At 68.2% G+C, this 21173-nt stretch carries 15 protein-coding genes; 8 read left to right on the top strand and 7 right to left on the bottom strand.

Translation table 11 applies throughout. The annotated features are described in order from the left end of the window. Window positions 1-210: 210 nt before the first annotated feature. On the bottom strand, window positions 211-507 hold the full coding sequence (locus ACZ7OI_RS16730; protein ID WP_470265082.1) for a hypothetical protein: 297 nt from the start codon (window positions 505-507) through the stop codon (window positions 211-213). A 1408-nt stretch (window positions 508-1915) separates the two neighbouring features. Here ACZ7OI_RS16730 and ACZ7OI_RS16725 point away from each other — a divergent pair. Beyond that, a complete protein-coding gene (locus tag ACZ7OI_RS16725) occupies window positions 1916-5722 on the top strand; it encodes an nSTAND1 domain-containing NTPase (RefSeq protein WP_470265081.1) in 3807 nt (1268 codons plus the stop codon). 124 nt (window positions 5723-5846) lie between these two features. Here ACZ7OI_RS16725 and ACZ7OI_RS16720 read toward each other — a convergent pair whose 3' ends face one another. After that, window positions 5847-6557 (bottom strand): hypothetical protein, encoded by a 711-nt coding sequence (locus ACZ7OI_RS16720; protein WP_470265080.1) that lies wholly within the window; start codon window positions 6555-6557, stop codon window positions 5847-5849. Window positions 6558-6930: 373 nt separating this feature from the next. On the opposite strand from ACZ7OI_RS16720, the gene ACZ7OI_RS16715 reads away from it, so the two are divergent. Together ACZ7OI_RS16715 and ACZ7OI_RS16710 are read left to right on the top strand one after the other, a co-directional pair. Beyond that, window positions 6931-7242 carry a tetratricopeptide repeat protein gene (locus tag ACZ7OI_RS16715; RefSeq protein WP_470265079.1) on the top strand — a complete coding sequence of 104 codons (312 nt, stop codon included), beginning with the start codon at window positions 6931-6933 and terminating at the stop codon, window positions 7240-7242. Window positions 7243-7998: 756 nt separating this feature from the next. After that, window positions 7999-8196: a hypothetical protein gene (locus tag ACZ7OI_RS16710; protein ID WP_470265078.1), complete on the top strand. Its 198-nt coding sequence runs from the start codon at window positions 7999-8001 to the stop codon at window positions 8194-8196. Here the strand turns inward: ACZ7OI_RS16710 and ACZ7OI_RS16705 are convergent. Then, a complete protein-coding gene (locus ACZ7OI_RS16705) occupies window positions 8186-8428 on the bottom strand; it encodes a DNA cytosine methyltransferase (RefSeq protein WP_470265176.1) in 243 nt (80 codons plus the stop codon). The genes ACZ7OI_RS16710 and ACZ7OI_RS16705 overlap by 11 nt on opposite strands. A gap of 108 nt (window positions 8429-8536) precedes the next feature. On the opposite strand from ACZ7OI_RS16705, the gene ACZ7OI_RS16700 reads away from it, so the two are divergent. Further along, window positions 8537-10321 (top strand): AAA family ATPase, encoded by a 1785-nt coding sequence (locus ACZ7OI_RS16700; RefSeq protein ID WP_470265077.1) that lies wholly within the window; start codon window positions 8537-8539, stop codon window positions 10319-10321. Beyond that, complete coding sequence (locus tag ACZ7OI_RS16695; RefSeq protein ID WP_470265076.1) at window positions 10318-11670, top strand: 5-methylcytosine restriction system specificity protein McrC; 1353 nt, start codon at window positions 10318-10320, stop codon at window positions 11668-11670. Before ACZ7OI_RS16700 ends, ACZ7OI_RS16695 begins: the two co-directional genes overlap by 4 nt. A gap of 449 nt (window positions 11671-12119) precedes the next feature. Here the strand turns inward: ACZ7OI_RS16695 and ACZ7OI_RS16690 are convergent, their stop codons facing one another. Continuing rightward, window positions 12120-12950, bottom strand: a complete 831-nt coding sequence (locus tag ACZ7OI_RS16690) for a hypothetical protein (RefSeq protein ID WP_470265075.1) — start codon at window positions 12948-12950, stop codon at window positions 12120-12122. Between the two features lie 356 nt (window positions 12951-13306). Continuing rightward, a complete protein-coding gene (locus ACZ7OI_RS16685) occupies window positions 13307-13498 on the bottom strand; it encodes a hypothetical protein (protein ID WP_470265074.1) in 192 nt (63 codons plus the stop codon). Between the two features lie 304 nt (window positions 13499-13802). On the opposite strand from ACZ7OI_RS16685, the gene ACZ7OI_RS16680 reads away from it, so the two are divergent. Continuing rightward, window positions 13803-14789 carry an endonuclease/exonuclease/phosphatase family protein gene (locus ACZ7OI_RS16680; protein ID WP_470265073.1) on the top strand — a complete coding sequence of 329 codons (987 nt, stop codon included), beginning with the start codon at window positions 13803-13805 and terminating at the stop codon, window positions 14787-14789. 13 nt (window positions 14790-14802) lie between these two features. On the opposite strand, the gene ACZ7OI_RS16675 is transcribed toward ACZ7OI_RS16680, so the two are convergent. Further along, complete coding sequence (locus ACZ7OI_RS16675; RefSeq protein ID WP_470265072.1) at window positions 14803-15450, bottom strand: hypothetical protein; 648 nt, start codon at window positions 15448-15450, stop codon at window positions 14803-14805. A 473-nt stretch (window positions 15451-15923) separates the two neighbouring features. On the opposite strand from ACZ7OI_RS16675, the gene ACZ7OI_RS16670 reads away from it, so the two are divergent. Further along, the gene (locus ACZ7OI_RS16670) at window positions 15924-17885 is read left to right on the top strand and encodes a pentapeptide repeat-containing protein (protein WP_470265071.1); all 1962 of its coding nucleotides are present in this window, start codon (window positions 15924-15926) and stop codon (window positions 17883-17885) included. Between the two features lie 90 nt (window positions 17886-17975). On the opposite strand, the gene ACZ7OI_RS16665 is transcribed toward ACZ7OI_RS16670, so the two are convergent. Then, window positions 17976-19055, bottom strand: a complete 1080-nt coding sequence (locus ACZ7OI_RS16665; RefSeq protein ID WP_470265070.1) for a TolB family protein — start codon at window positions 19053-19055, stop codon at window positions 17976-17978. Window positions 19056-19951: 896 nt separating this feature from the next. Between ACZ7OI_RS16665 and ACZ7OI_RS16660 the strand changes: the two genes are divergently transcribed. Beyond that, window positions 19952-21169, top strand: a complete 1218-nt coding sequence (locus ACZ7OI_RS16660; protein ID WP_470265069.1) for a NucA/NucB deoxyribonuclease domain-containing protein — start codon at window positions 19952-19954, stop codon at window positions 21167-21169. Window positions 21170-21173 lie beyond the last annotated feature (4 nt).

The raw sequence follows: 21173 nt of genomic DNA, 5'->3' as shown, positions 1-21173 counted from the left end.
GTGCGGTAAGCGTGACGTCTACAGCAGCGGTGCTGTCGATGATTGCCAGCACCGCTCCGAACCCGCCCGATAGCCGCACCAGGTAGCGGCGCCCACCACGACTTCACCCCCCGGATGGCAGTCCTAGGCAGCTTTCGCCGCACGCTCCCACCGACACGTTGTCACGCCGCTCACTACTGCACCAATGCCGGGAGCATCGCAAACAGACACTCAACAGTCCCCTGCCAATGTCAGATCGCTCGCCGAGTCGACCGGGTTATCGGGGTTAAAATACGCTGCCACCATCTGGTCTTCACCGACCGGAATGCACACATTCTGGTTCGGTAAAACGACCCAGTGGATCTCCACGAGATCACCTACTGTTCTGCAGTTGTGCCACCACAGGTAGGGAGGAATCCCTGCCTCGAGGTGCTTGCCACAGGGAGACGCGCTTGCGGATGTCGCGGATATGGCAAGGGCCGACGCAACCAGGCCGAGCGTAAGCAGCAGGGCACGCGCTTTCTTCATCGTTAAACCTCCAGATAGTTTCCGACTTGCTGATCAATCAGTTTTACCAATGCTAGAAAAATCGACGACGAACCCTGACATCAACTCGCTTTCATTGCAACCTCCCGCGCGGCGCGGTTACTGGAGGCGTCCAGGCTGAGGCGCGGGCAGCGGCGACACTAGGTCACGAACCAGCCACGCATGACCGATCGCGCACTACCGTAGGACGCTAATTCAACCGGTACTGCGCACTCGCCGGGTGGCGAAACCTCCGACGCGTGTTGCCTCAGTCGCAGGCTGACCATGTGCACGGGCGGTGATCTGCAAACATCGCCAGTCGGGACAGGTAATCCCGATCCACATTACGTGGCAATCCAAGCGAACAAAATCATTGGGCCTGAACAACCAATGCAAAGTTCCAGGATCCTCGACGCAGGTCACAAATCCCCAGTATCCACCAGAGGCCAGTCCTGTCGCGTAGATATTATCCACTCTCATCGATCCGACCGTGCCGCCATAACAGATCACCGCGCCTGGGCGAAGAGCAAGTCTGATCTGCGGCGTTGGGTCGCTTGAATCGCACGGCCTTGCGTCGATAAGTGGCCCGACTGGACCACCCGCCGACGCGGCCGTCGTCATTGCTTCACCTGTCAACGCAAACACAGCGACCACCGCCGCGAAGATTGATGTTATTTGCCTCATCATAGAAACCGCCACGCTCCCTTAATAAAGGACTCCTCAAGCTATACGGAAAGGCGTGCTCTCAACGGGTGCTCGAATGCATCTCACGCATTACACTGACCAGCATTCACAGTGGTCGCGCCCGGCCGGCCGATCCGACTCTAGAAGTGTGGGTCATGTCGTCGGCGACCACGGCCACCAGGAGCAGCGCCGCTGCCATGAAACGCCGACGATACCCCACGGTCGTAGCTTCGACACAAATTATCCCTCTGTCGAGCCCTGCACCCCTGTGTGGAAGTGTAATGATGTCACTCATCGTCACAACTCCATGAATCTTCAACATGGTTAGTTCACCTGGCGGATTGAATCGACTGAACGCGCGGCAGGTCAGCTTCTGATTGGCGGGATCGATCAAGCTAATGGCCGCAATTGGTCACTATCCGCATTCAGTGAAGTAGGCCGGACTATCCGGTTGCACCTCCCGTCAGGATGGCCGACGCGTGCGACTCGGGGTCTGCTACGACGCTAGCGATGAGCGCAACCATCGCCGCGGTGTGCACGCACGTGCTCGCCTTCGTTGGACGTTGGAAATAACCGTTAGGGCTATCGCAAGATCACATTCGAGAAATCTGCGATCCGCGACAGCCATCGGTGCTTGTCTAGTGCGTATGGGTTGTTTCGTGTCGCCCTGTGGACGGTAAACAATCAATTAGTGAACAATAAGTGAGGTAGGGGTAGGGAGAGGGCCATGGCGCGACGAGAGCGTCCGATCGACGCGGGGGACAGTCCGCTTCTGCGGTTCGCGGCGGATCTGCGCAGCCTCCGGGAGAAGGCTGGTAGCCCGACCTATCGGCAGCTCGCCGCCCGCGTGCACTACTCGACGGCCACGTTGTCCGGTGCGGCGGCCGGCCGGAAGCTGCCGAGCCTGGCGGTGACCCGCGCCTACGTGCGCGCTTGCAATGGCGACGTCGCCGAGTGGGAGCGGCGCTGGCACGCTCTGGCGGCCGATCTCGCGAACGCCGACGCGGCCGATTCGCCGACCACTGCCGAAGACGACTCGCAGTCGCCCTACGTGGGCCTTGCCGCGTTCCAGCCCGAAGACACCGACCACTTCTTCGGTCGCGAAAACCTAGTGGCCGAGACCGAACAACAACTGAACCGGCATCGGATGATCACCGTGTTCGGTGCATCCGGGGCCGGCAAGTCCTCGCTATTACGCGCCGGGTTGGTTCCCCGCCTGCGAGGCGCCGGACAGCTGGTCCTGCTGCTGGCCCCGGGGCCCTCCCCGCTGGAGGAGTGCGCGATCCACCTCGCGCGACTCATCGGCACCACACCGGGGCCTGTCAACGCCGACCTGCACGCGGACGTGCGTGCCCTGCACCTGCTGGCCAGACAGGCACTGGCGGACCAGCCGGCCGACGCCGAGCTGATGCTGGTGATAGACCAGTTCGAAGAGGTGTTCACGCTGTGCCGCGACCGGGCAGAGCGGACCCGGTTCATCGAGGAGCTGACCACGGCCGTCGCCACGTCGAACAGCCGTTGCCGGGTCGCGCTCGGGATTCGTGCCGACTTCTACGCACACTGCACCGGCCACCCCGACCTGCTGGCCGCGCTGCGGGACGCCCAGATCGTGGTCGGCCCGCTGAGCACCGAGGAGTTGCGGCAGGCGATCACCCAGCCCGCGATCCGCAACGGCTGCGCGGTCGAGAGCGCGCTTCTGGCGGAACTGGTGGCACAGACCGACGGCCGGGCAGGGGTGCTGCCCCTGCTGTCGCACGCGCTGCGGGAAACCTGGCAACGCCGGCGCGGCAACACTCTCACCCTCGGCGGCTATCTGGCCGCGGGCGGCATCCACGGTGCGTTGGCGCAGACCGCCGAATCCATTTACACCGAGCTGGCCGAACCGCAGCGACGCCTGGTCAAAGCTCTGTTCCTCCGGCTCATCGCGCTGGGCGAGGGAACCGAGGACACCAAACGGCGGATCACCAGAGACGAGCTGGACACCACCGATCCGGATACGACGGCGGTGCTGGAACGCCTGGCCAGTGCCAGGCTGCTCACGCTCGAAGAGAGCAGCGTGGAGATCGCTCACGAGGCACTGATCGCGTGCTGGCCCAGGTTGCGCGACTGGATCGCGGAGGACCGCGAAGGGCTCCGGGTGCACCGCAGGCTCACCGAGGCCGCCGGGACGTGGACCTCACTCGGGCGCGACTCCGGTGCGCTGTACCGGGGTGCCCGGCTGGAACAGGCACGAGACTGGGCCGCGACCGCCGACGTGGTGCTCGGCCCCGCGGAACGCGAGTTCCTCGACGCCAGCCTGGCCGCCGAGGCCAGCGAACAGCAGACGGCCAGACGCCGCGCCCGCAGGCTTAAACAGTTGGTGGCACTGCTCAGCATTCTGCTCATTACGGCCACCGCGACCACCCTTGCCGCCGTGCGCGCACAGCGCACGGCGGTAGAAGGCCGCAACGTTCTGCTGTCGCAGAAGGTGGCCGCCGAGGCGGTCGCGCTGCGCGCCACGGACCCGGCGCTGGCGGCGCAGCTCGGCCTGGCTGCCTACCGGCTGGCACCCTCCGCCCAGGCGCACAACGGGGTGCTCAGCACCTTCGGCACCAGCTACGCCACCCGGCTGACCGGACACACCGGCAGCGTGGAGTGGGCGGCCGTCAGCCCGGACGGCCGGACCCTGGCCACTGCGAGCGAAGATCACACCGCACGGCTGTGGGACATCACTGATCGGCACCATCCCGCGCTGGCGGCGACGCTCACCGCGCACACCGACCGGCTCTGGTCCGCGACCTTCAGCCCCGACGGCAAGATCCTCGCGACCGGCGGCAACGACCGGGCCGTACGCCTGTGGGACGTAACCGATCCGCGGCGGCCGGGCGAACTGGCAACGCTGGCCGGACACACCGACAGCGTCATCGGGATCGCGTTCAGCCCGACCGAGCCGATACTGGCCACCGCGGGCAAAGACCGCACCGCGCGCCTGTGGAACATCAGTGACCCCCGGCATCCGCGCGAGCCGATCGTGCTGACCGGGCATACCGACCTGGTGAACACCCTCGCGTTCACCCCGGACGGCGCCACCCTGGTCACCGGAAGCTGGGACCGCACCATCCGGCTCTGGCGGCTCGGCCGGCCCGGCGACCCGGTGGTGGTCGCCGCGGACGACGGAATCGACCGGATCGCGGTCAGCCCCGGCGGCACCGTGCTGGCCACGCTGAACCGCAACCACGTCATTCGCCTGTGGTGCCGCACCAGCAGCGGGTCGCTGGAGAACCTGGCGGCACTGCCCGACAACGCGGACGCCCATTCGCTCACGTTCAGCCCACGCGGCGCCACCCTGGCAATCGCCGGTCTGGACCGTACGGTTTCGGTGGTGGACGTTGCCGATCCGCGGAACCCCAAACGGCTCGTGGTGCTCAACGGGCACACCGGCCCGGCCGTCTCAGTGGCGTTCACCCCCGACGGCCACACCCTGATCTCCGGCGCGGTAGATCGTTCGGTCCGGCTGTGGGACCTGGACGGGCGGGTGCTCGCCGGGCACTCCGACTCCATCTACGCCGTCGCCTACAGCCCCGACGGCCACACCCTGGCCAGCGCCAGCTACGACAGCACCGTCCGGCTGTGGGACTTCACGGACGCCCAAAACCCCCGGGAGCTGCCGACGCTGACCGGACACCGTGGTGCGGTGAACTCGGTGACCTTCAGCCCGGACGGCCGCACAGTGGCGACTGCGGGCTACGACCACACTGTGCGCTTGTGGGACCTCACCGACCCCCGGCACCCCGCCGAGCGGTCGGTGCTGCTCGGCCACACCGACTCGGTGAACTCGGTAGCGTACAGCCCAGACGGCCGCACCCTGGCCACCGGCAGCGCGGACCACTCACTACGGCTGTGGGACGTGGCCGACGGCAGACACCGAGCCACGCTCACCACCGACAGCGACGTCGAGAGCGTCAACTCGCTGACGTTCAGCCCCGACGGACACACCCTCGCCGCCGCCGACTCCGGCCTCAAAGTACGACTGTGGAACATGCGCGACCCGAAGCCGCCGGTGGAGCTTCCCCCGCTGACCGGGCACACCGACAACGTCAAGTCAGTGGCGTTCAGCCCAGATAGCCGGACCCTTGCCACCGGCAGCTCAGACCACGAAGTGCGGCTGTGGGACATCACCACACCGGAACGGGTCACCCCGCCTCGCACCCTGTCCGGGCACACCGACATCGTGCACGCGGTGGCGTTCAGCCCCGACGGACGCACCCTGGCCTCGGCCAGCGCAGACCTCACCGTGCGACTCTGGAACACAACAGACCCACACGCACCACAGGAACTGGCAACCATGGCGGCGCACACCGACCGCATCTACGCGGCGACATTCGCCCCCGACGGCCACACACTGGCCACCGGCGGACAAGACCACCTCCTACGCCTGCTGGAACCCGACATCGAACAAGCAGCCAACCGCATCTGCGCAACAACGTCCCCACCGATCAGCGACGAGGAATGGCACCGATACTTCCCCGACCTCACCCGCAACCTGCCCTGCTGACCCGACACCGACACCCTGGTCTCACGGTGCCAATGCGCCGGCATGCCGCGGCGGCAGCTGAGTTCCGCCGACATTGCCTGCGTGATCGGGAATGTCCGGGGTTTTGTGCTCGACGGGCTCGCGTTCACGACGCGACCACCGTCATCGTCGGACGCGCATCCTCGCTCGGCGCGGCAGGCTGTGCGGTGATCGTGCCGGCCGGTCCGGGAAGCCGGACGGCCACCGCGGCAGCGGCTGCGCGTCGGCCGTCCCGTCGGATCACCGCGTCGCGTCGTTCCAGCCGGCCGCGCCCGTCGACGGCAGCGCCGTGCCACCGTCCTGGCTCGGCCCGCAGGTCGACGTCCGCGCCGGGCCACGGCCCGGCCGCGATCAGGACGGAGCGCCGGTTGCGGGCGCGGCGGGAGAACCGTGCCGCGGCCGCGGCCGAGATCGTGCGGCACAGCGCCGGACCGAGCACGACGATGTCGAGCCCGTCGAGCAGCGTGCCCACCGCGGCGGCGAGGTCGGCGCCCGGGCGGGGGAGCAGCACGACACGCTCCAGCGCGACGCCGAGCTCGGCGGCTGACACGATCCCGAGCGACGGCATCCCGACCACTGCGGCCCAGGACCCGGTCGCGGTGGGTTCGGCTAGCAAGCCCAGCAGCAAAGACGTCGAACCGGTCACGGACACGGTCGTGCCGCGCCGGAGCCCACCGAGCACGGCGAGAGGTCCCCCCACGGGCAGCATGCTGCCGTCGGCCGCGGCCGATCCTCGTTCGCCGGCCAGGGCTGTCGCGGTGCGAACGCCGGGGATTGCGGCGAGACGAGCGAGAGCATCCGCTGCTGCAGCAGTCACCGAACGCCTCCCCGATCCACTCGGCCAGTCGGCGGCCTGTCGTGCGGGGAAGACACGGCAGACCACCTGTACTCGTCGCGCGACGCCCGCCGCGATGCCGCTCCGGCAACATCGCAACCAGATACGGTTGCCGCAGCTGAACGGCCTTGCCTGCCCTCTTTCCGTAGCAGGCGAGCCCTGGCGTCACGTATGACGGAAACCTACGTCACGAAGACTGCGATGTCGAACACTTGTTCGATGAATCACTCGGACGGGGGCGTGCCGGCCAGTTGCTTCGGTGTTTTTGACTACAGGCGATAGTTGTCACTTGCAGGACGTAGTTGTCACCGCGACTTCCTGAGGATGTCTTCGCCCCTCGGGGCCGGCGATCGAGATGGGGCGGGCAGGTCAGGTCGGGGCGCGGGGATTAGCGTCCGACGTGGCGGGTGCCGCGGCAGCGTGCGAGGAGCTGCTTGCCGACCGTTTGCGTGTGCTGGGCCCCGACCATCCCGACACGTTGACGTCCCGCAGCAACCTGGCGTGCTTGCGGGGTGAGGCGGGCGACGCGGCGGGTGCCGTGGCTGCGTTGGATGAGCTGCTGGCCGACCAGATGCGAGTGCTGGGCCCCTGCCACCCCGAAACCCTGAGGTCCCGCAACAACCTCGCCCGATGGCGAGGCATCCCTTCCCGAGAGCCGCTCTCGTGACCAGCTCGGTCGATCGCCGACGTCACCTCAAGTTCGCAACCTGATCTGTCGGACGCCACCACCGACGATGTCGTCTAAGACCTCGGCGACGTCTGCCTTCGGCTCGGGCCGCAACCGCTCGTCCTGCCCCGGCCTGTCGCCGATCTCGTGCACACGCTGCGCGCCTGTGCCGGAGACCGGGCAGCGCGGTTCTCCCGTCCCGCCTGAGTTGGCGCTGCAGCGCCCGGTGGTCGTCGACGCCCGGAGCGGAGAGGCACCGCGAACCTAATCGCGGCCTGCGGCTGTCCGAGTGTTTTCACCGAGAGCGAGGGGCAGAACTGCGGCTGCTGCTTCTCCGTGCTCGCGGCGAAGCCGGTCCGGTGCCGGTTGCGGCCAGGCCTGGTCGCAACCGGCGCGCAGTGTCGTACGGGGTGCGGGGCCCGAAGGACGGCCGAACGAGCCCCGTGCGGCAGGACGAGGGACGCCGCGGCGACCACGAGCAGCAGCCGCGTCCCATCCTCCGGGCCAGCCGAAGACGTCGGTGGCGTTGGGCCGTTCCGGGGTGAAAGCCGGCCATTCCCCCGGAGGTCTGCGCGAGTTGCCAGCCCTGATCGCAGGCTCGTGAAAGCGCTGTGGCGCTGCTACGTTCGCCGGGCCAGGCGGTCCCGGTTGGTGCCGAGCAGAAGAAGGGCTGCCGCCGTCCACGCACTGTCTCCAACCACTGCCGACGAGCGGGTTTTGCATGCCCGCTCGACGTTGCGGTTCAAGGAGATAGCCGTGGAATCGGTCGAAATTGTGGTAGTCGGGGGCCTGCTCCTCTTGGTGCTGGCTGCGGGCGGCGTGATGATCCGGAAAGCTCCATCGGTGCGTCTGGTGGCGCTCTTCGGTGTGCTTCTCCTCGCTGTCCTTGCTGTGTTGAGCAAGGACCCTGAGTTGGTTCGGAGCGTGCTGGAATCCGCACACCTCACCCGATAACAGTGGAGAGGATCGCGCGGGCCAGGACCGGCGGGATCGCGTTGCCGATCTGCTGGAATGACTTGGTCCGCGCGCCCTGCCACCGGTAGTCCGCCGGGAACGTCTGGAGCGCGGCGGCCTCCTCGACCGTGACGCGGATCGGCTCCGAATCGACCCTGCCGCTCCGGGCGACCGCCGACTGCCCAAGGGGCGCGGCGGTGTCGGTTCTCGAAACCTGGTCCGCGCCGTATATTCCGTGCTGTCGCCGCGACGATGGTCGCTAAGCCTGGGGGCGGCAGTGGTCTATCGCGGATGGGACGTCGACGTCGTGGCACGCTTCTCCGGAGGACCTCGGGATCTGGTGGACGAGACAGCTCGGTTGTGGATCGAGCAATGCCTGCTCGAGGACAGGTCGCTGACGAGTCCGTCGCGCGACGGCGTCTGGACAGTGGAGGTTCTCGCCGACCTCGACCGCCGTTTCAACGGCAATCCGCTGGTCAGCGGCGAGGGCGGCGGTACTTTCACCGGGAAATGGGCGATCCAGCTCGACGGCGGCAGTTCTGAACTCGTGCTGCTGGCAGCGGAGATCCTGCTGGTGCACTTCCTGTTCGTCAGCTCGGTCACCTATCGGGGCAAGCTCGAGGTCCTCAACGCGACGGTGGCGGGCACCGAGGTCGCGCTGGATCCGGTGTCGGTGCCGATGCAGGCGATGAGGCAAGGCGTCGGTCATCCGGGTGTCGGGTTCAACACGCGGCGGGATCTTCAGGTCGGCTATCTCATCGACTTCTGCCTGCGGCTCAAGCGGCTCGACCGGGACGAGCGAGCTGTCCTGCTCAAGGATCCGTGGGCGCTGCGCGACTTCGCCGACGACACGGCCTTGCCTTTGCGGGAAATGCGGCACATCGTGCTCCACCTGCTGGATCCGGATTCGTTCGAGCGGATCTCCTCGGGCACGCACAAACGCGAGATCGCCGCGGCATTCGGCGACTTGGCCGAGAATGCGGGTCCGGATGTCGACGAGCGGCTGCTCGCGATCCGGAGCGCGCTGATGACCCTGATGCCGCGGGGCAACGCTCCGGGAGGCGCGATCGACTTCTACCACTCGCCGTTGCGGGGAGTGTGGGAGAGCGCCGGGGACGCGGGGGAGGGGACCGGTGATCTCGAGGCCCTGGAGTGGAAGAAGCAGATCGTGCTGTACGGGCCGCCGGGCACCAGCAAGACTTACCAGGCCCGGGAACTCGCCGAGACGATCATCCGCCGCGCGGCGCTAGACCGGTGGGGCTTCAAGAATTTCGTCGAACGCAGCGAACTGGTCGAGAAAACCGTGGCGGCGAACATTTCCTGGGTGCAGCTGCATCCCGGCTACGGCTATCCGGAATTCGTGCGCGGGCTGCGCCTCGACGGCGACCGCACCCGCTACCACCCGGGCCTGCTGCCTGCCGTCGTTGACCGCTACCGCGACCAGCGCTTGCCTGACGGGCTGGCGGCTTTGCCGGTGGTGCTGGTGCTGGACGAGATCAACAGAACCGACCTGAGCGCGATGTTCGGCGAGGCGTTCAGCCTGCTCGAAGCCGGGCAGCGCGATCGCGCGGTCACGCTGCCCGGCATCAACCCCGACGAGCCGCCCGCGACCCTCGCGCTGCCCCAGGACCTCTACCTGATCGGCACGATGAACGAGATCGACCAGTCGGTGGAGACATTGGATTTCGCACTGCGCCGCCGTTTCTTGTGGCGGGAGTGCCCGTTCGAGCGGGAGACGCTGCTCGAGATCGTCCAGGCACGCTGGGAGGACGCTGTCCGCAGCGTCCCCTACGAGCACGCGGCCGAACAGCTCGCGCGTTTCGCCGACCACGCCGAGGCACTCAACACCGCGATCTCCGAAGCCGCAGTCCTCGGCCGCGCCTACCACGTGGGCCACACCTACTTCGCGGACATCGTCTTCTTCCTCGGCACCTGGCTCAGCACGCGCAAAAGCCGTCCCGCCAACGGCGCATACCTGTGGCGCCAGCCCCGCGACCAACCACAACCGCCGCTGTTCGACCTGTGGAACCGCTCGCTCAAGCCGCTGCTGGAGCAGTACCTCGCCGGCGTCGACGACCGCGACGAACAGATGGACCGCCTCCGTCGCGCTTTCCTCGGACAATGACCGCACGGATCGTGTTCGCCGACCTGGCCGGCCCGGTCGAGCGCGACCGGGTTTTCACCGCGGACGAGGACCGGTGGCTGACCGCGCTGGCGGCCGAAACCCGGCCCGACCGGTTCACCCTGAACCTGGCCCCCTCGTGCGCGTCGGCGGATCCGCAGCCCGTCCTCGAGCGGCAACTCGACGGCAGCTGGCGCGCCGGCCGTTACGTGGGCGAGCTCCGCCGGGACGGCCGGATCCTGGAGATCCTTCCCCGGCTCGGGATCGACACCATCGCCGCGTGGGCCAGCGCTGCCCTCAACCTCCACACCGTCCCCCGGGCAGCTGAGGCCCGCGGCAGCTCCACGCTCATCGCCGAGCTCACCGCCGCACTGTGGCGCGCCGCGCTGACTGCAGCCGCACGCCACGGCCTTCCCAGCTTCCGGGTCCACCGAGGCCATGTCGGCCCCGCGGTCCGCGGAAGCCTCGACGTGCCGGGCACCGTCGCGCTCCGCGCCGCCCGCAGCCCCCTCCTGGCCTCGTCCGAACGCGCGAAGCTGCTCGCGAATCCGGTCACCCGGGTGATCGTCGCGGCCGACCGCGTCCTCGACACGCTCCTGCACCACCGGCCGGGCTGGCGCGGCGACCGTGTCGACGACATCGTGCCGCGCCTGCGCGCGAGCGTCGGCGCACGCCCCCGGCTGCCGAGCCTGCGCGATCTCCGCGGCGTCCGCTACACGCCGATCACGTTGCCGTACAAACGCGTCGCCGACCTGTCCTGGCAGATCGTGCGGCACACCGCCCCGCAGGCGTCGCCCACCGACGAACGCACCCACGGCCTGCTCATCGACGTCGCCGAACTGTGGGAACTGTTCCTCCTGCACTGCGCCCGCCGCGCGACCACGCTCCCCGTCACGCACGGCACCCAGCACCACGTCCCCGCGCCGCTGCTGCGATCAGCCCGCCACCCCGCCGCGGTGCTGGGCCGCCTCTTCCCTGACATCCTCATCGGCCCCGCCGAGTCGCCGACGGCGATCATCGACGCCAAATACAAACCCCTCAACGACCGTCGCGGAGTCGACCGAGAGGATCTCTACCAGCTCAACGCCTACCTCACCGCACACCGCGCGGAACTCGGTGCTCTCGCCTACCCGGTGCTCGACCAGCAGCCGCCGCCTGTCATCCAGCGGCGCAATCCCTGGCTCACACAGCAGAAACGCGCCATGCGCTTCACCCAGGTCCCGATCACCGAAAGCGCGTGCGTGACCGCGCTGGCCGAGCTGCTCAGCACCGGGGACACCAACACGCACGACGCGAATCAGGACAGTGATCTGCCGAGAAGGGCGGGCGCGACCGGCAGCCCGCGGGTCTGAACCGGCTTCCGGTGCGGTCGCCTTCCTCCGAACTCGGCGTGAGCGTCGACGAGACGCGGTGTCGGCGGCAGTTTTCGGCGCAGCGCCGGAACAAGCCCGTCCCTCAGCATCCGGGCTTCGTGTGCCCAGCAGGCAGGACCCGGTGCCGCTGGGCGGCACGCGGCTCGATCGAGGCGGGACAACTTCTTGCACGTCGAAGTCGGAACGAGGTCGCGCCTGCGACACGCGACCGCCCAGCCGGAACCGCCGAACCATGCTGGAACGCAAGGACACCGGTTTCCTGCGCAGCGTCCACGACGACTTCGCTGCAGCGCCGCCGGAATGAAGGCCGCGCCGCCGCGGGTCTGTGCGAACGCCGACCGGATGGGCCGCTGCGACAGAGTGGCTCTGTTCCCGCAGGCGTACAGGAAAGGACAGGTGCAAGCCGAAGCGGCCGGCGCTGCCAGGGTCTATGCGTCCACCGTGAGGGTGAGCGCTTTCAGTTGCCGGATCCCGGGACCGCCGGGCAAGGTCGGGGTGTTCCTGGTGTCCGCCGGGGCCGGGTGCCCGCAGGCGGCAGGCCTGGTGGGGCCCGTCTCGCCGCACAGTTGCGCGAACATGTCGCGCTGGGCGCCGTTGACGAGGTCCTGGGTGAACTCCCTGCTGTGATCGTCGTCGGCGAGGACCAGGTGGAAGGTGATTCGCCTGCTGCCGGGCTTCTCCGCCAGTTTGGTGGCCGGGCAATGCCATCGGGTGCCGTTGTCGATGATGGCGCACGGCCCGTTCTGCAGGTAGTAGGTGCTGCGCTTGGTGCCGTCGTTGTCGCCGATGCTGACGAATTCCCACAGGGAGTACCCGGGGGCGGGGCGGGGCTCGAAGGTGCCGGAGAGCGTGACCGGGTTGGTGGACGTGCCGTTCTCGTGTCCTGCGCTGTCGACTTCCACCGAGGGGTCCGAGGTCGAGTCGGTGTTGGCGGTGCTCAGGATCGCCTGGGTGCCCAGCATCCCGCCGGCCAGCACCAGGATCAGCGCGAGCGCGAGCACTCCGACGGGGAGCCGGGGGCGGGCCCGCCTGACCAGGAAGGCGGTCATGAACCCGCCGGCCGCCAAGACGCCGGCGAACACGAGCGTGAGCCAGCGCGGCCCGCCGAATGGCCACCAGGTCGCGTTCCGCGCGAGGGTGACGGCGGCGACGAGCGCGGACATGATTCCGGCACACGCTCCGGCGTAGGTGGCTATGCGGTCCTTCGGATCCTTCACGGGGGCCGCGGGCTCGTTGGACGACTGGTTGCGATCCGGCACTGTTCCTGCTTTCCGCCGCGGTGGGGTCGCAGAAGGGTAGCGCCAAGCGGCAGCGGAGTCAGGGCGCTAGAGAGTCCTCGGCCGGTGCCGGCGGGAACCGTTCTGCCGCTTAGGAGCCTGGTGACCGGGGTGTGTTCGAGCATCGCGCGGCGGAACCCGAACGCCTCCGTCGCCCTCGGCCGGGGCGAAAGCTTGAGTAGTTGTTCTGGTGGCACCCCAACGGAAACCGGTCGCCCCTTCGGCGCCCTCAGTCCGAACACGATGGCGATGCTCGAGCTGAACTCCAGCAGCGCCTTCAAGTTCGTCTGGGGCGGCACGTTCGAACTCCGGGGCTGGGTGGTCCGTCCGGGGGGTGGTCAGTCGCCGTCCTTGTCTGCGTGACGGCCGGTCGTGCACTTGTTCGGGTTGTCGCGCAGGCATGCTTTGCCGTTCGCGATCCGGAGACCGACGTCGTCGAAGGCTGTCACCCAGTTCGTCGCGATCGCCTTTTGGGCGGCCGCGAGCTGGATCGGGCCTGAGCAGACGGCCTGGTTCAGTTTGTTCCCCACCGCGTCCTTCGGGGGCCGAACTGGACCTGGCCGCCCCAGCTGCCCGCAAGCGCGCCGACAAATCCGAGCGCAGCTGCCCACCACGCCATGAACGTCAGGGTACGGATGCGGTAGGTGACAACTAGCCTGATCAACTGGTGACGACTACGGCGTCAAAGTCGCCTTGCCGAAGATGGTCAGCCCACCAGCGTGGCGACGGATACCGTGGTCAGTCACAGGCCTAGGCGCCTTTACGATCGGCGGCCATGGGACAGAGAAGGCGAGTGGGAGCAGGGGACGCTGCCGCGGACCAGGCGGCGGGTTCGTGACCGGTCCGGGGTTCGTCCGGTTCGCCACGGCGAATCTGCACAACCTGTTCCTCGACGGCGAGGCGGAGCTGGACACGCCGCGCCGGCGCGCGCAGCTGGCGTTGCTGCGGTCTCTGGGTGCGGATGTGCTGGCGGTGCAGGAGATCGTCGCCTCAGATCCGGATCGGCACGCGAAGGCGGCGCTGGCAGGACGGCGTCTGCGGCTGCTGGGCGAGGAGCTGGGGATGCAGTGCGCGACCGCGTCCGGAGTGCCGACGGTCGCGGTCGGCAATCACGACCACCACACCGCGCTGCTGTGGACCGGCGGGATCGAACCGGTCGCCGGTCACTGGTACCCCATCAGCGGGGCGAGTTTCTGGCACAGCCTGGCACTGCTGCGGCTCGACGTCGGCGGGAAGACACCGGTTGACCACGGCTCGGTCCACCTGTCCTGGACCGGACGCGAACGGCGCTCCGACGAAGGCGAGCGGCTGCTGGCGGCGATGACCCGCCCCGCCGGAACCCCGCCCAAGCTCATCGCCGGCGACCACAACAGCGTCTCCGCCGCTCGGATCCTGCCCCCGCGCGAGGCGGGCGCCCCCTGGCGCGGCCCGTACTTCGACCCGGACCTGGATCGGGTGCGCTGGCGGCCCGGCCTGGGCAGCTATTGCGAGGTCGTCCTCGATCCCGCCACCGGCACCCGGACATGGACGGCGGACCGGCGGCCTACCGCGCACCTGGCGCTCGCGGGGATGCTGGACGCTGCGGTCGTGTGCGGGGCGGATCCGGAGCCGACGGTCGGGCACTGGCCCGGCAGCGAACACCCGCCCGCGCGGTTCGACCAGGTCTGGACCACCCCCGACCTCGGCCCGGCGCTGGCCGACTACGAGACCGTCGCGCGGCCGCGGGTCGTCGACGACGGCGTTCTCGACCCGAAACTCGTCGCCGACCACCTCGCGGTCGTGGCGGCCTACCGGCCCTGGCGGATCGGGCGGCGGGACTGAAACCCCTGGCCGCTCAGCGGTCCGCGACGACCGAGAGCGGACTGGCCTCGAGCGCGTAGCGGCAGAGGGAATCCGGGGCGGAGCCGAAGGCGCGCAGCCTCAGCGCGGCGGGCAGCGGACCGTCTTCGGGGCGGGTGCGCAGCAGCACCGACGGGACCAGGCTGGCGGTCCAGTCCCCGGCGCTGTCCTCGGTGACGGCGTCGATCCGCCAGACGCGGGAGGAGGTCGTTCCCCGGCGGCCGGTGCGCAGGTGCATCAGGCACCGGCCGGACCGGAACGTCACCGCGCTCACCGTGCCGGGACCGCCCCCGTGCAGCCAGTCGGCGGTCATCAGTCCGGTGTCGGCGACGTGGCAGAGCCAGGCGTCCGCGTCCGCGGTCTCCCAGCCCGGCCGCGCACGGCGCAGGAGCACCTCCGGGGACTGCCGCACGCCCCGCCAGGCCAGCACCGCGTCGTCGAGGTCGCGGCCGTCGGGAAACCTCGCGTCGACCACCCGCACCGTCGGCTCGTCCCAGTACGGACCATTCTCGACCGCGCCCGGAAGCCGCAGCACCACCGCCGTCTGCGGATCGCGGGGGTCCGCGGGCGGCTCCCACAGCACCGCGTCGCGCGCGTGCCCCTCGTCCCGCATCGCCTCCGGCCACGCCCACTCGAACCCCATGGCACCAGCATCTCAGAACCCCGGCCGGCAGAGTGCCCTCCCGACACCCGCGTGACGCTGGCGCGGGTCGCTGGCAGTGGGACGAGCTGGCCGGATCCCATCGGACGAGATGCTGGCGGGATCAGCAGGCGAGCTGCGCTGGGCCATTCGGCGGGACGTCGACGTCGAGCGTCGCGGGTGGCGTCTCGATTGCGAGGAGGATCGTCTAGAACGGTGCCGTGCCCGATGACAGCGACGATGTCGCACCGCGCGTTGTTCCCGACTGGCCTTCGTGTGTTCGGGAGGAATGCGCTGGTCGACGGATCAGGTCGTTTGAACACTGCCTCGCTCATCTGTCGGCCGACGATCTCGACAACGCACTGAAGAGCTTCGGGCCTGGTGCTGATCTGGATGTCCGAGGGACAACTCTGACCCCTGGCCTTCTTCAGGAACTGTTGGCAGCTTTCTCCGAGGAGGGGCCCGGCGGATCTGCTGTGGGGCCGCATTTCGGCGATGCGGACTTCAGCTACTGTCAATTCCTCGCTGAAGATGGCCATGAGGTTCAGGGTTCCAGCGGTTCCGTCGCCCTGTTCACCGGTGCTCACTTCGCCGGACGCGCCTGGTTCAACCGCGTGCGGTTCGCCGGCTATGCCAGGTTCGACAGCGTGCGGTTCGCCGGCGAAGCCAGGTTCCACGGCACACGTTTCGTCAAGGGCACCGGTTTCGTCAACGTGCGGTTCGACGAGGAAGCCTGGTTCCACGGCGTGCAGTTCGACGAGGACGTTGATTTCGAGCGCGCGAATTTCGGCGGGCGGGCCTGGTTCGGCGGCGGCGTGCGGTTCGCTGGGAAAGCTGGTTTTGGCGTCGCACGGTTCACCGGGAACGCCGACTTCCTCGGCGTAAAGTTCGCGAAGGACGGATGGTTCGCCGCTGCGAAGTTCGCGAGCGGTGCCATGTTCCGCGGCTCGCAGTTCGACGAGAACGCCGAGTTCGGCGGCGTGTGGTCCGGTGGGTTCGCCGAGTTCCGCGACGTGCGGTTCGCCGGTGACGCCGGGTTCAGCGACGTGTGGCTCGCCGGGCAGGCCGGGTTCAGCGACGTGCGTTTCGACGGGTACGCCAGCTTCAACGGCGCGCGTTTCGACGAGTACGCCGAGTTCGACGGCTCGCAGTTCGCCGGGCACGCCGAGTTCAACGGCGCGCGGTTCGACCGGCAAGCGAAATTCGGCGGCGCGCGGTTCGAGGCATGCACACGTCTCGGTCCGCTGGTGGCGCCGGTGCTCGATATGGAGCGTGTGTCGTTTGCCCGGCGTGTTGTGGTTGAGGTCGAAGCAGGTGTGCTTTCGGCGGTCGACACGCGATTCGAAGGCGGCGTGGAACTTCGCGTGCGCCGCGCCAGGATCAGCTTGCGACGAGCCTTCTTCGGCGCTCCGTCATCGGTCAGCGGCATGCCGACGCCCTTCGTCTCGTCAGGGGGCGAGTCTATGGATGCGGGTCGCGAGCGGATCACGGCTTGGGCGGACGCGGCGGAGGGCGGCGGCAGCGCTGAGGCAGACGCATCCGATCTGCCCGCAGGGACCGGACCGCTCGACGCGTGGGTGCCGCAGGTTCTGTGTGTGCGGGAGACCGACGTGTCTCAGCTGACGCTGGCGGATGTGGATCTGCGGTGGTGCCGGTTCGCCGGGGCGCACCAGCTGGACAAGCTGCGCCTGGAAGGGCTGGGGCCGTTCAACGGACCGCCGCGGAAGTGGCAAGGCGGCTGGGAGTGGCCGCCGGTGTGGCGGTGGGGCTCGCGTCGCGTGCTGGCCGAGGAGCATCCGTGGCGCGCCGGACGCCGCAAGTCCCGCGGCTGGACCCCTGATCTGCCCGACCTCTCCGGTGCCGCCGATGTCCCGCCGATCACTCCGGAGCGGCTCGCGGTGTTGTACCGGTCGTTGCGGAAAGCGTTCGAGGACGCCAAGAACGAGGCCGGCGCGGGAGATTTCTACTACGGTGAAATGGAAGCCCGCCGGCACGCCGCGCCCACTCCCGCGCGGGAGCGGGTCCTGCTCACCGCGTACTGGATGATCTCCGGTTACGGGCAGCGTGCCGGGCGCGCGCTCGCGGCCCTGGTCGTGCTGATCGGCGTGCTGTTCGCTCTGCTCACCCAGTGCGGGCTGCCCGCCGGTGCCAACCTGCAGCAGATGGCCGGCACAGTCCAGACAGCCGTGACCGGGCAAGCCCAGCAGATCACCGTCGATGTCAAACCCGCCCAAACAGTCCTGCCCCCGCCGAGCGAACGCTGGACGGCGGACCGCATGGGCACGGCGATCCGCGTCGCGCTGGGCTCGGTGATCTTCCGCGACACGGACCAGAAGCTGACGTCTGCGGGCATCTGGACGGTGATGGCGGGCCGTGCACTCGGCCCGCTGCTGCTCGCGCTGGCGGCGTTGGCGATCCGGGCTCGCGTCAAACGCTAGGTGCCATGGGGCCGCACAGCTGTTCCGCGGCGAGCGCAGAATCGGCTGTCGTGGTCGTCATGCCGGAGTCCTGCGCTGATGTTGGTCTCGTCAAGGGGTGCCACGCCGCGCGCCGAGCACAGCCTGACGGTCGCTGACGGCGGGCCCGTGCGGGCTGTTCGCGGCGGTCGAGGTCGCCGGTGCGGCGCCGGAGTGCACGACGGCGCCGCCGGGTGTCCGGCCGGAGGGGCGGGGCGGGTTTGGGTCGGGGAATGCGGCCCAGTCGCCGGGCACGGGATAGTCGTCGTCGGTGTGGATCGGGGTCCGGTTGGCGCCGTCGGGGTTCATCGTCAGCAGCCGGTACCGATAGCCGTCCATGAACAGGATCAGGGCGCTGTCCGGGGACCAGACGGGGAACAGGTCGGCATTGTTGCTGTTGACGGAGATGTTGGTCGGGTGGGTGCCGTCGGCGTTCGCCGTGAAGATAAAGGTGCCCGACCTCGGATCGAGTTGGTATGCCCAGAAGGCGATCTTGGTGCTGTCCGGGGACCAGCGCGGACCGGAGACAGTGTGGCCCGGGATGCTCACAAGAGGGGCGTTTCCGGTGCCGTCGGGCTTGACGGAGTAGATCAGTCCGCCTGAGCTGTAGGCGATCCTGGTGCCGTCCGGGGACCAATCGGCGTAGTCGCCGCTCGCGCCGAGCGCGACCGGGTCGGTGCCGTCGGCGTTCATGACCGTCAGTCTGCCGCTGTTGCTGTAGGCGATTTTGGCGCCGTCCGGGGACCAGGTCAGCGACCCGGAGCCGGCGTAGGCTCCGGACGTGAGCTGGGTGATCTCGGTGCCGTCCGGGTTCATGGTGAAGACTTGAACGTCGGGGCCGGAGCCCCGTGTGAAGGCGACTTTGGTCCCGTCCGGGGACACGCGCGGGGAACCGGAGGAGTAAGCGCCCGCGCGGGTGAGCGCGGTGATCCCGGTGCCGTCCGGGTTCATCGAGAGAATGGCGGAGTTCCGGGTGCAGAAGATCTTGCCGTTGTCCACGGGGAACGCCGCCTGCGCAGGCCCGGCCGTCGCCGCGGGCACCGCCGCGGCGAGCATGCCGCATGCCGCCAGCGCCGCCAGGCGGCGGAGTGCACGAGACCGAGGTCTCGCTGCCGGAGCCGGGGTTTTCCGGACTCGCCTGAAATGTGTCATGGGAGCGGGTTCTCCTTCGGCGCCCGGGTGGCGGCCCGTCGGTCCAGAACCGCATCGGTCACAACCGGGCGTTCCTAGCGCAGCCGCTCCGGCGCACGGCGTGCAAGCCGGCGCGTGACGGCCGGCGTCCATGCTCCCGCATATCCGAGATCGCGCGGAGGGGCCGGAACTACCGCAGAACAGCGACCTGCGGCCTCTTGCGCCGCACTCGGCAAGCGACCTCGCGCATCCCGACGCGCCCTGTTCGACGACAGGCCAAAAACGACGTCCAGGTTTGCCGAGACGGCGGAAACTTCCGCGGCAGCGACTGCGCCGAAAGCAACGCAAGCCGGCGCACCCCGCAAGGCGCACCCGGCCGGCGAGATCCGCCCGATCGAGGTGTCGAACTTCTTGCAGGAGAACCTCGAGAGCATCCCGTCGAGCACGACGTCGTCCCGCGCACGAAACAGTTCCTCGTTCACGCGCGCAACACCCCTCGGGCCTTCTGTCCGGCTGCGAGAGCAAGCCGTTTCCCGTGGAGGTGTACTCCGAATGCGCAACCTGCTCATTCACATAGTCCAACGAGGAACGGATGGGGCGGAAATGCGTAAAACTCGTCGAGTACTTCTGTGGATTTCGCACATTCTGACAAGCTGACTCGAGCGGTCTCGTTGCCGTGCTGATGCACAGTCGGCGTTGTTGGGCGCATCAGGCGAACTGTGTCCGATGCGATTGGACACAGTCGGCACGTGCTTGTAATTTGATCGCGCCGGTCGACAGAGGGCACGTTGACGAAAATTGTGGGCGACTTGCGCGGCGAGGACATCAGGCCGATCCGGGTCATGCTGTCCCCGCATGAACTGCCGACGCGGAATTATCCGACTCAATGCGACAACAGCAACGAAAGGATCTGTTCAGTGCGGAAAAATTGGCAACCAGGGCGAAGACGGCTGACTTTTACGCGGAAGGCAACGGTCGGCGTCGCGTCGCTTCTGGCGTTGTCCTGGTTGCACTTCGGTGCCGCCGACGCCGCGCCCGCCGGAAGCACAGCTCCGCCCGCCCCGGCCGCTGTCGCGCCCCCGGCACCGCAGGTCGGGCCGCCCTTCACCTTCCACACGACCGACGACTGCCAGACCGTCAAGGCCAAGATCAAGGCCCATGCGTTCGGCTCCCAGGGCCAGGTCGCCTGCATTACCCGAGCGCTGGCGGACAAGAAGACCAAGGTGCCGGCCAGCGGAACAATCCCGGTCCCGGAGTGGTGCACGAACGACACCGTCATCTCAACGCGGTTCGAAGTCTGCGGGATGTCGGTCTGGAACATCGAGGTGGTGACGGTCCCGGGCGGGAAGCCTGTCGGCGGCATGCGCGTCAACCAGCTGGGCTATCTGCACACCGACTACGACAAGATCGACTGGCAGTACGAGGCGGTGCAGACCTTCGAGAACATCTGGGGCGACGCGGACAATACAACGGTGACCGCGACCGGCTGGTGCCACGGCGACTGCCAGGTGGAGAACCAGTTCTGGCCCACGCAGATCGCGAAACAGCGAGCACCCGGCGAAGAACCCTGGGAAGGGTACGTCGTCGGCGTGTCCAACAAATACCAAGCCAATGAGATGGGCAACGGCGTCCTCGGCGGCGAGACGACGCTGAGCAACCCGAAGTGGACGAACCTCCAGATCAGCAACGCCGGTGACGCCCCGAACGTCCGCTGCGACAACGTCCTGTGGAAACAGCAGGCGGCCGGTTGCGTGGTGTCGGCTGCGATACCGGAAATGTTCTACGAGCTCAACGGGCCCTTCCCCGAACTGGCCAGGCACATCAAGCGAGCGCAGGCAAAAAACCTGCCCGGCGTCAAAGGCAGAATCCCGCCCGCCCCGCTCACCCGCGCCATGGCCCAGAGCGTCAAGGACAAGAACAACGACAAAGCGTGCCCGGCGAGCCTGCCCCGACCGAAAGGAAAAGACTGCGACGAGTACCCTTTCCAGTCGACGTGGCAAGGCGCAGCCTACGGCCCGTACGACATCGACATGATCGACAGGGACCAGAACCGCAACGGCGGCACCGCGTTGAAGGTGTTCTACAACCGGGAGCGGGTGCTCGAGGAAGACCCGTTCTGGGTGACGATCCGCTAGCCGA

The sequence above is a fragment of the Amycolatopsis sp. NPDC114503 genome (genome assembly GCF_055633655.1).
The sequence above is the reverse complement of the archived record's forward strand: the minus strand, read 5'-3'. Positions and strand labels throughout refer to the sequence as shown.

Coding starts and splice junctions, on each gene's coding strand:
- ACZ7OI_RS16730 (WP_470265082.1), bottom strand. CDS start 507: ATGAAGAAAGCGCGTGCCCTGCTGCTTACGCTCGGCCTGGTTGCGTCG.
- ACZ7OI_RS16725 (WP_470265081.1), top strand. CDS start 1,916: ATGGCGCGACGAGAGCGTCCGATCGACGCGGGGGACAGTCCGCTTCTG.
- ACZ7OI_RS16715 (WP_470265079.1), top strand. CDS start 6,931: ATGGGGCGGGCAGGTCAGGTCGGGGCGCGGGGATTAGCGTCCGACGTG.
- ACZ7OI_RS16695 (WP_470265076.1), top strand. CDS start 10,318: ATGACCGCACGGATCGTGTTCGCCGACCTGGCCGGCCCGGTCGAGCGC.
- ACZ7OI_RS16675 (WP_470265072.1), bottom strand. CDS start 15,450: ATGGGGTTCGAGTGGGCGTGGCCGGAGGCGATGCGGGACGAGGGGCAC.
- ACZ7OI_RS16665 (WP_470265070.1), bottom strand. CDS start 19,055: ATGACACATTTCAGGCGAGTCCGGAAAACCCCGGCTCCGGCAGCGAGA.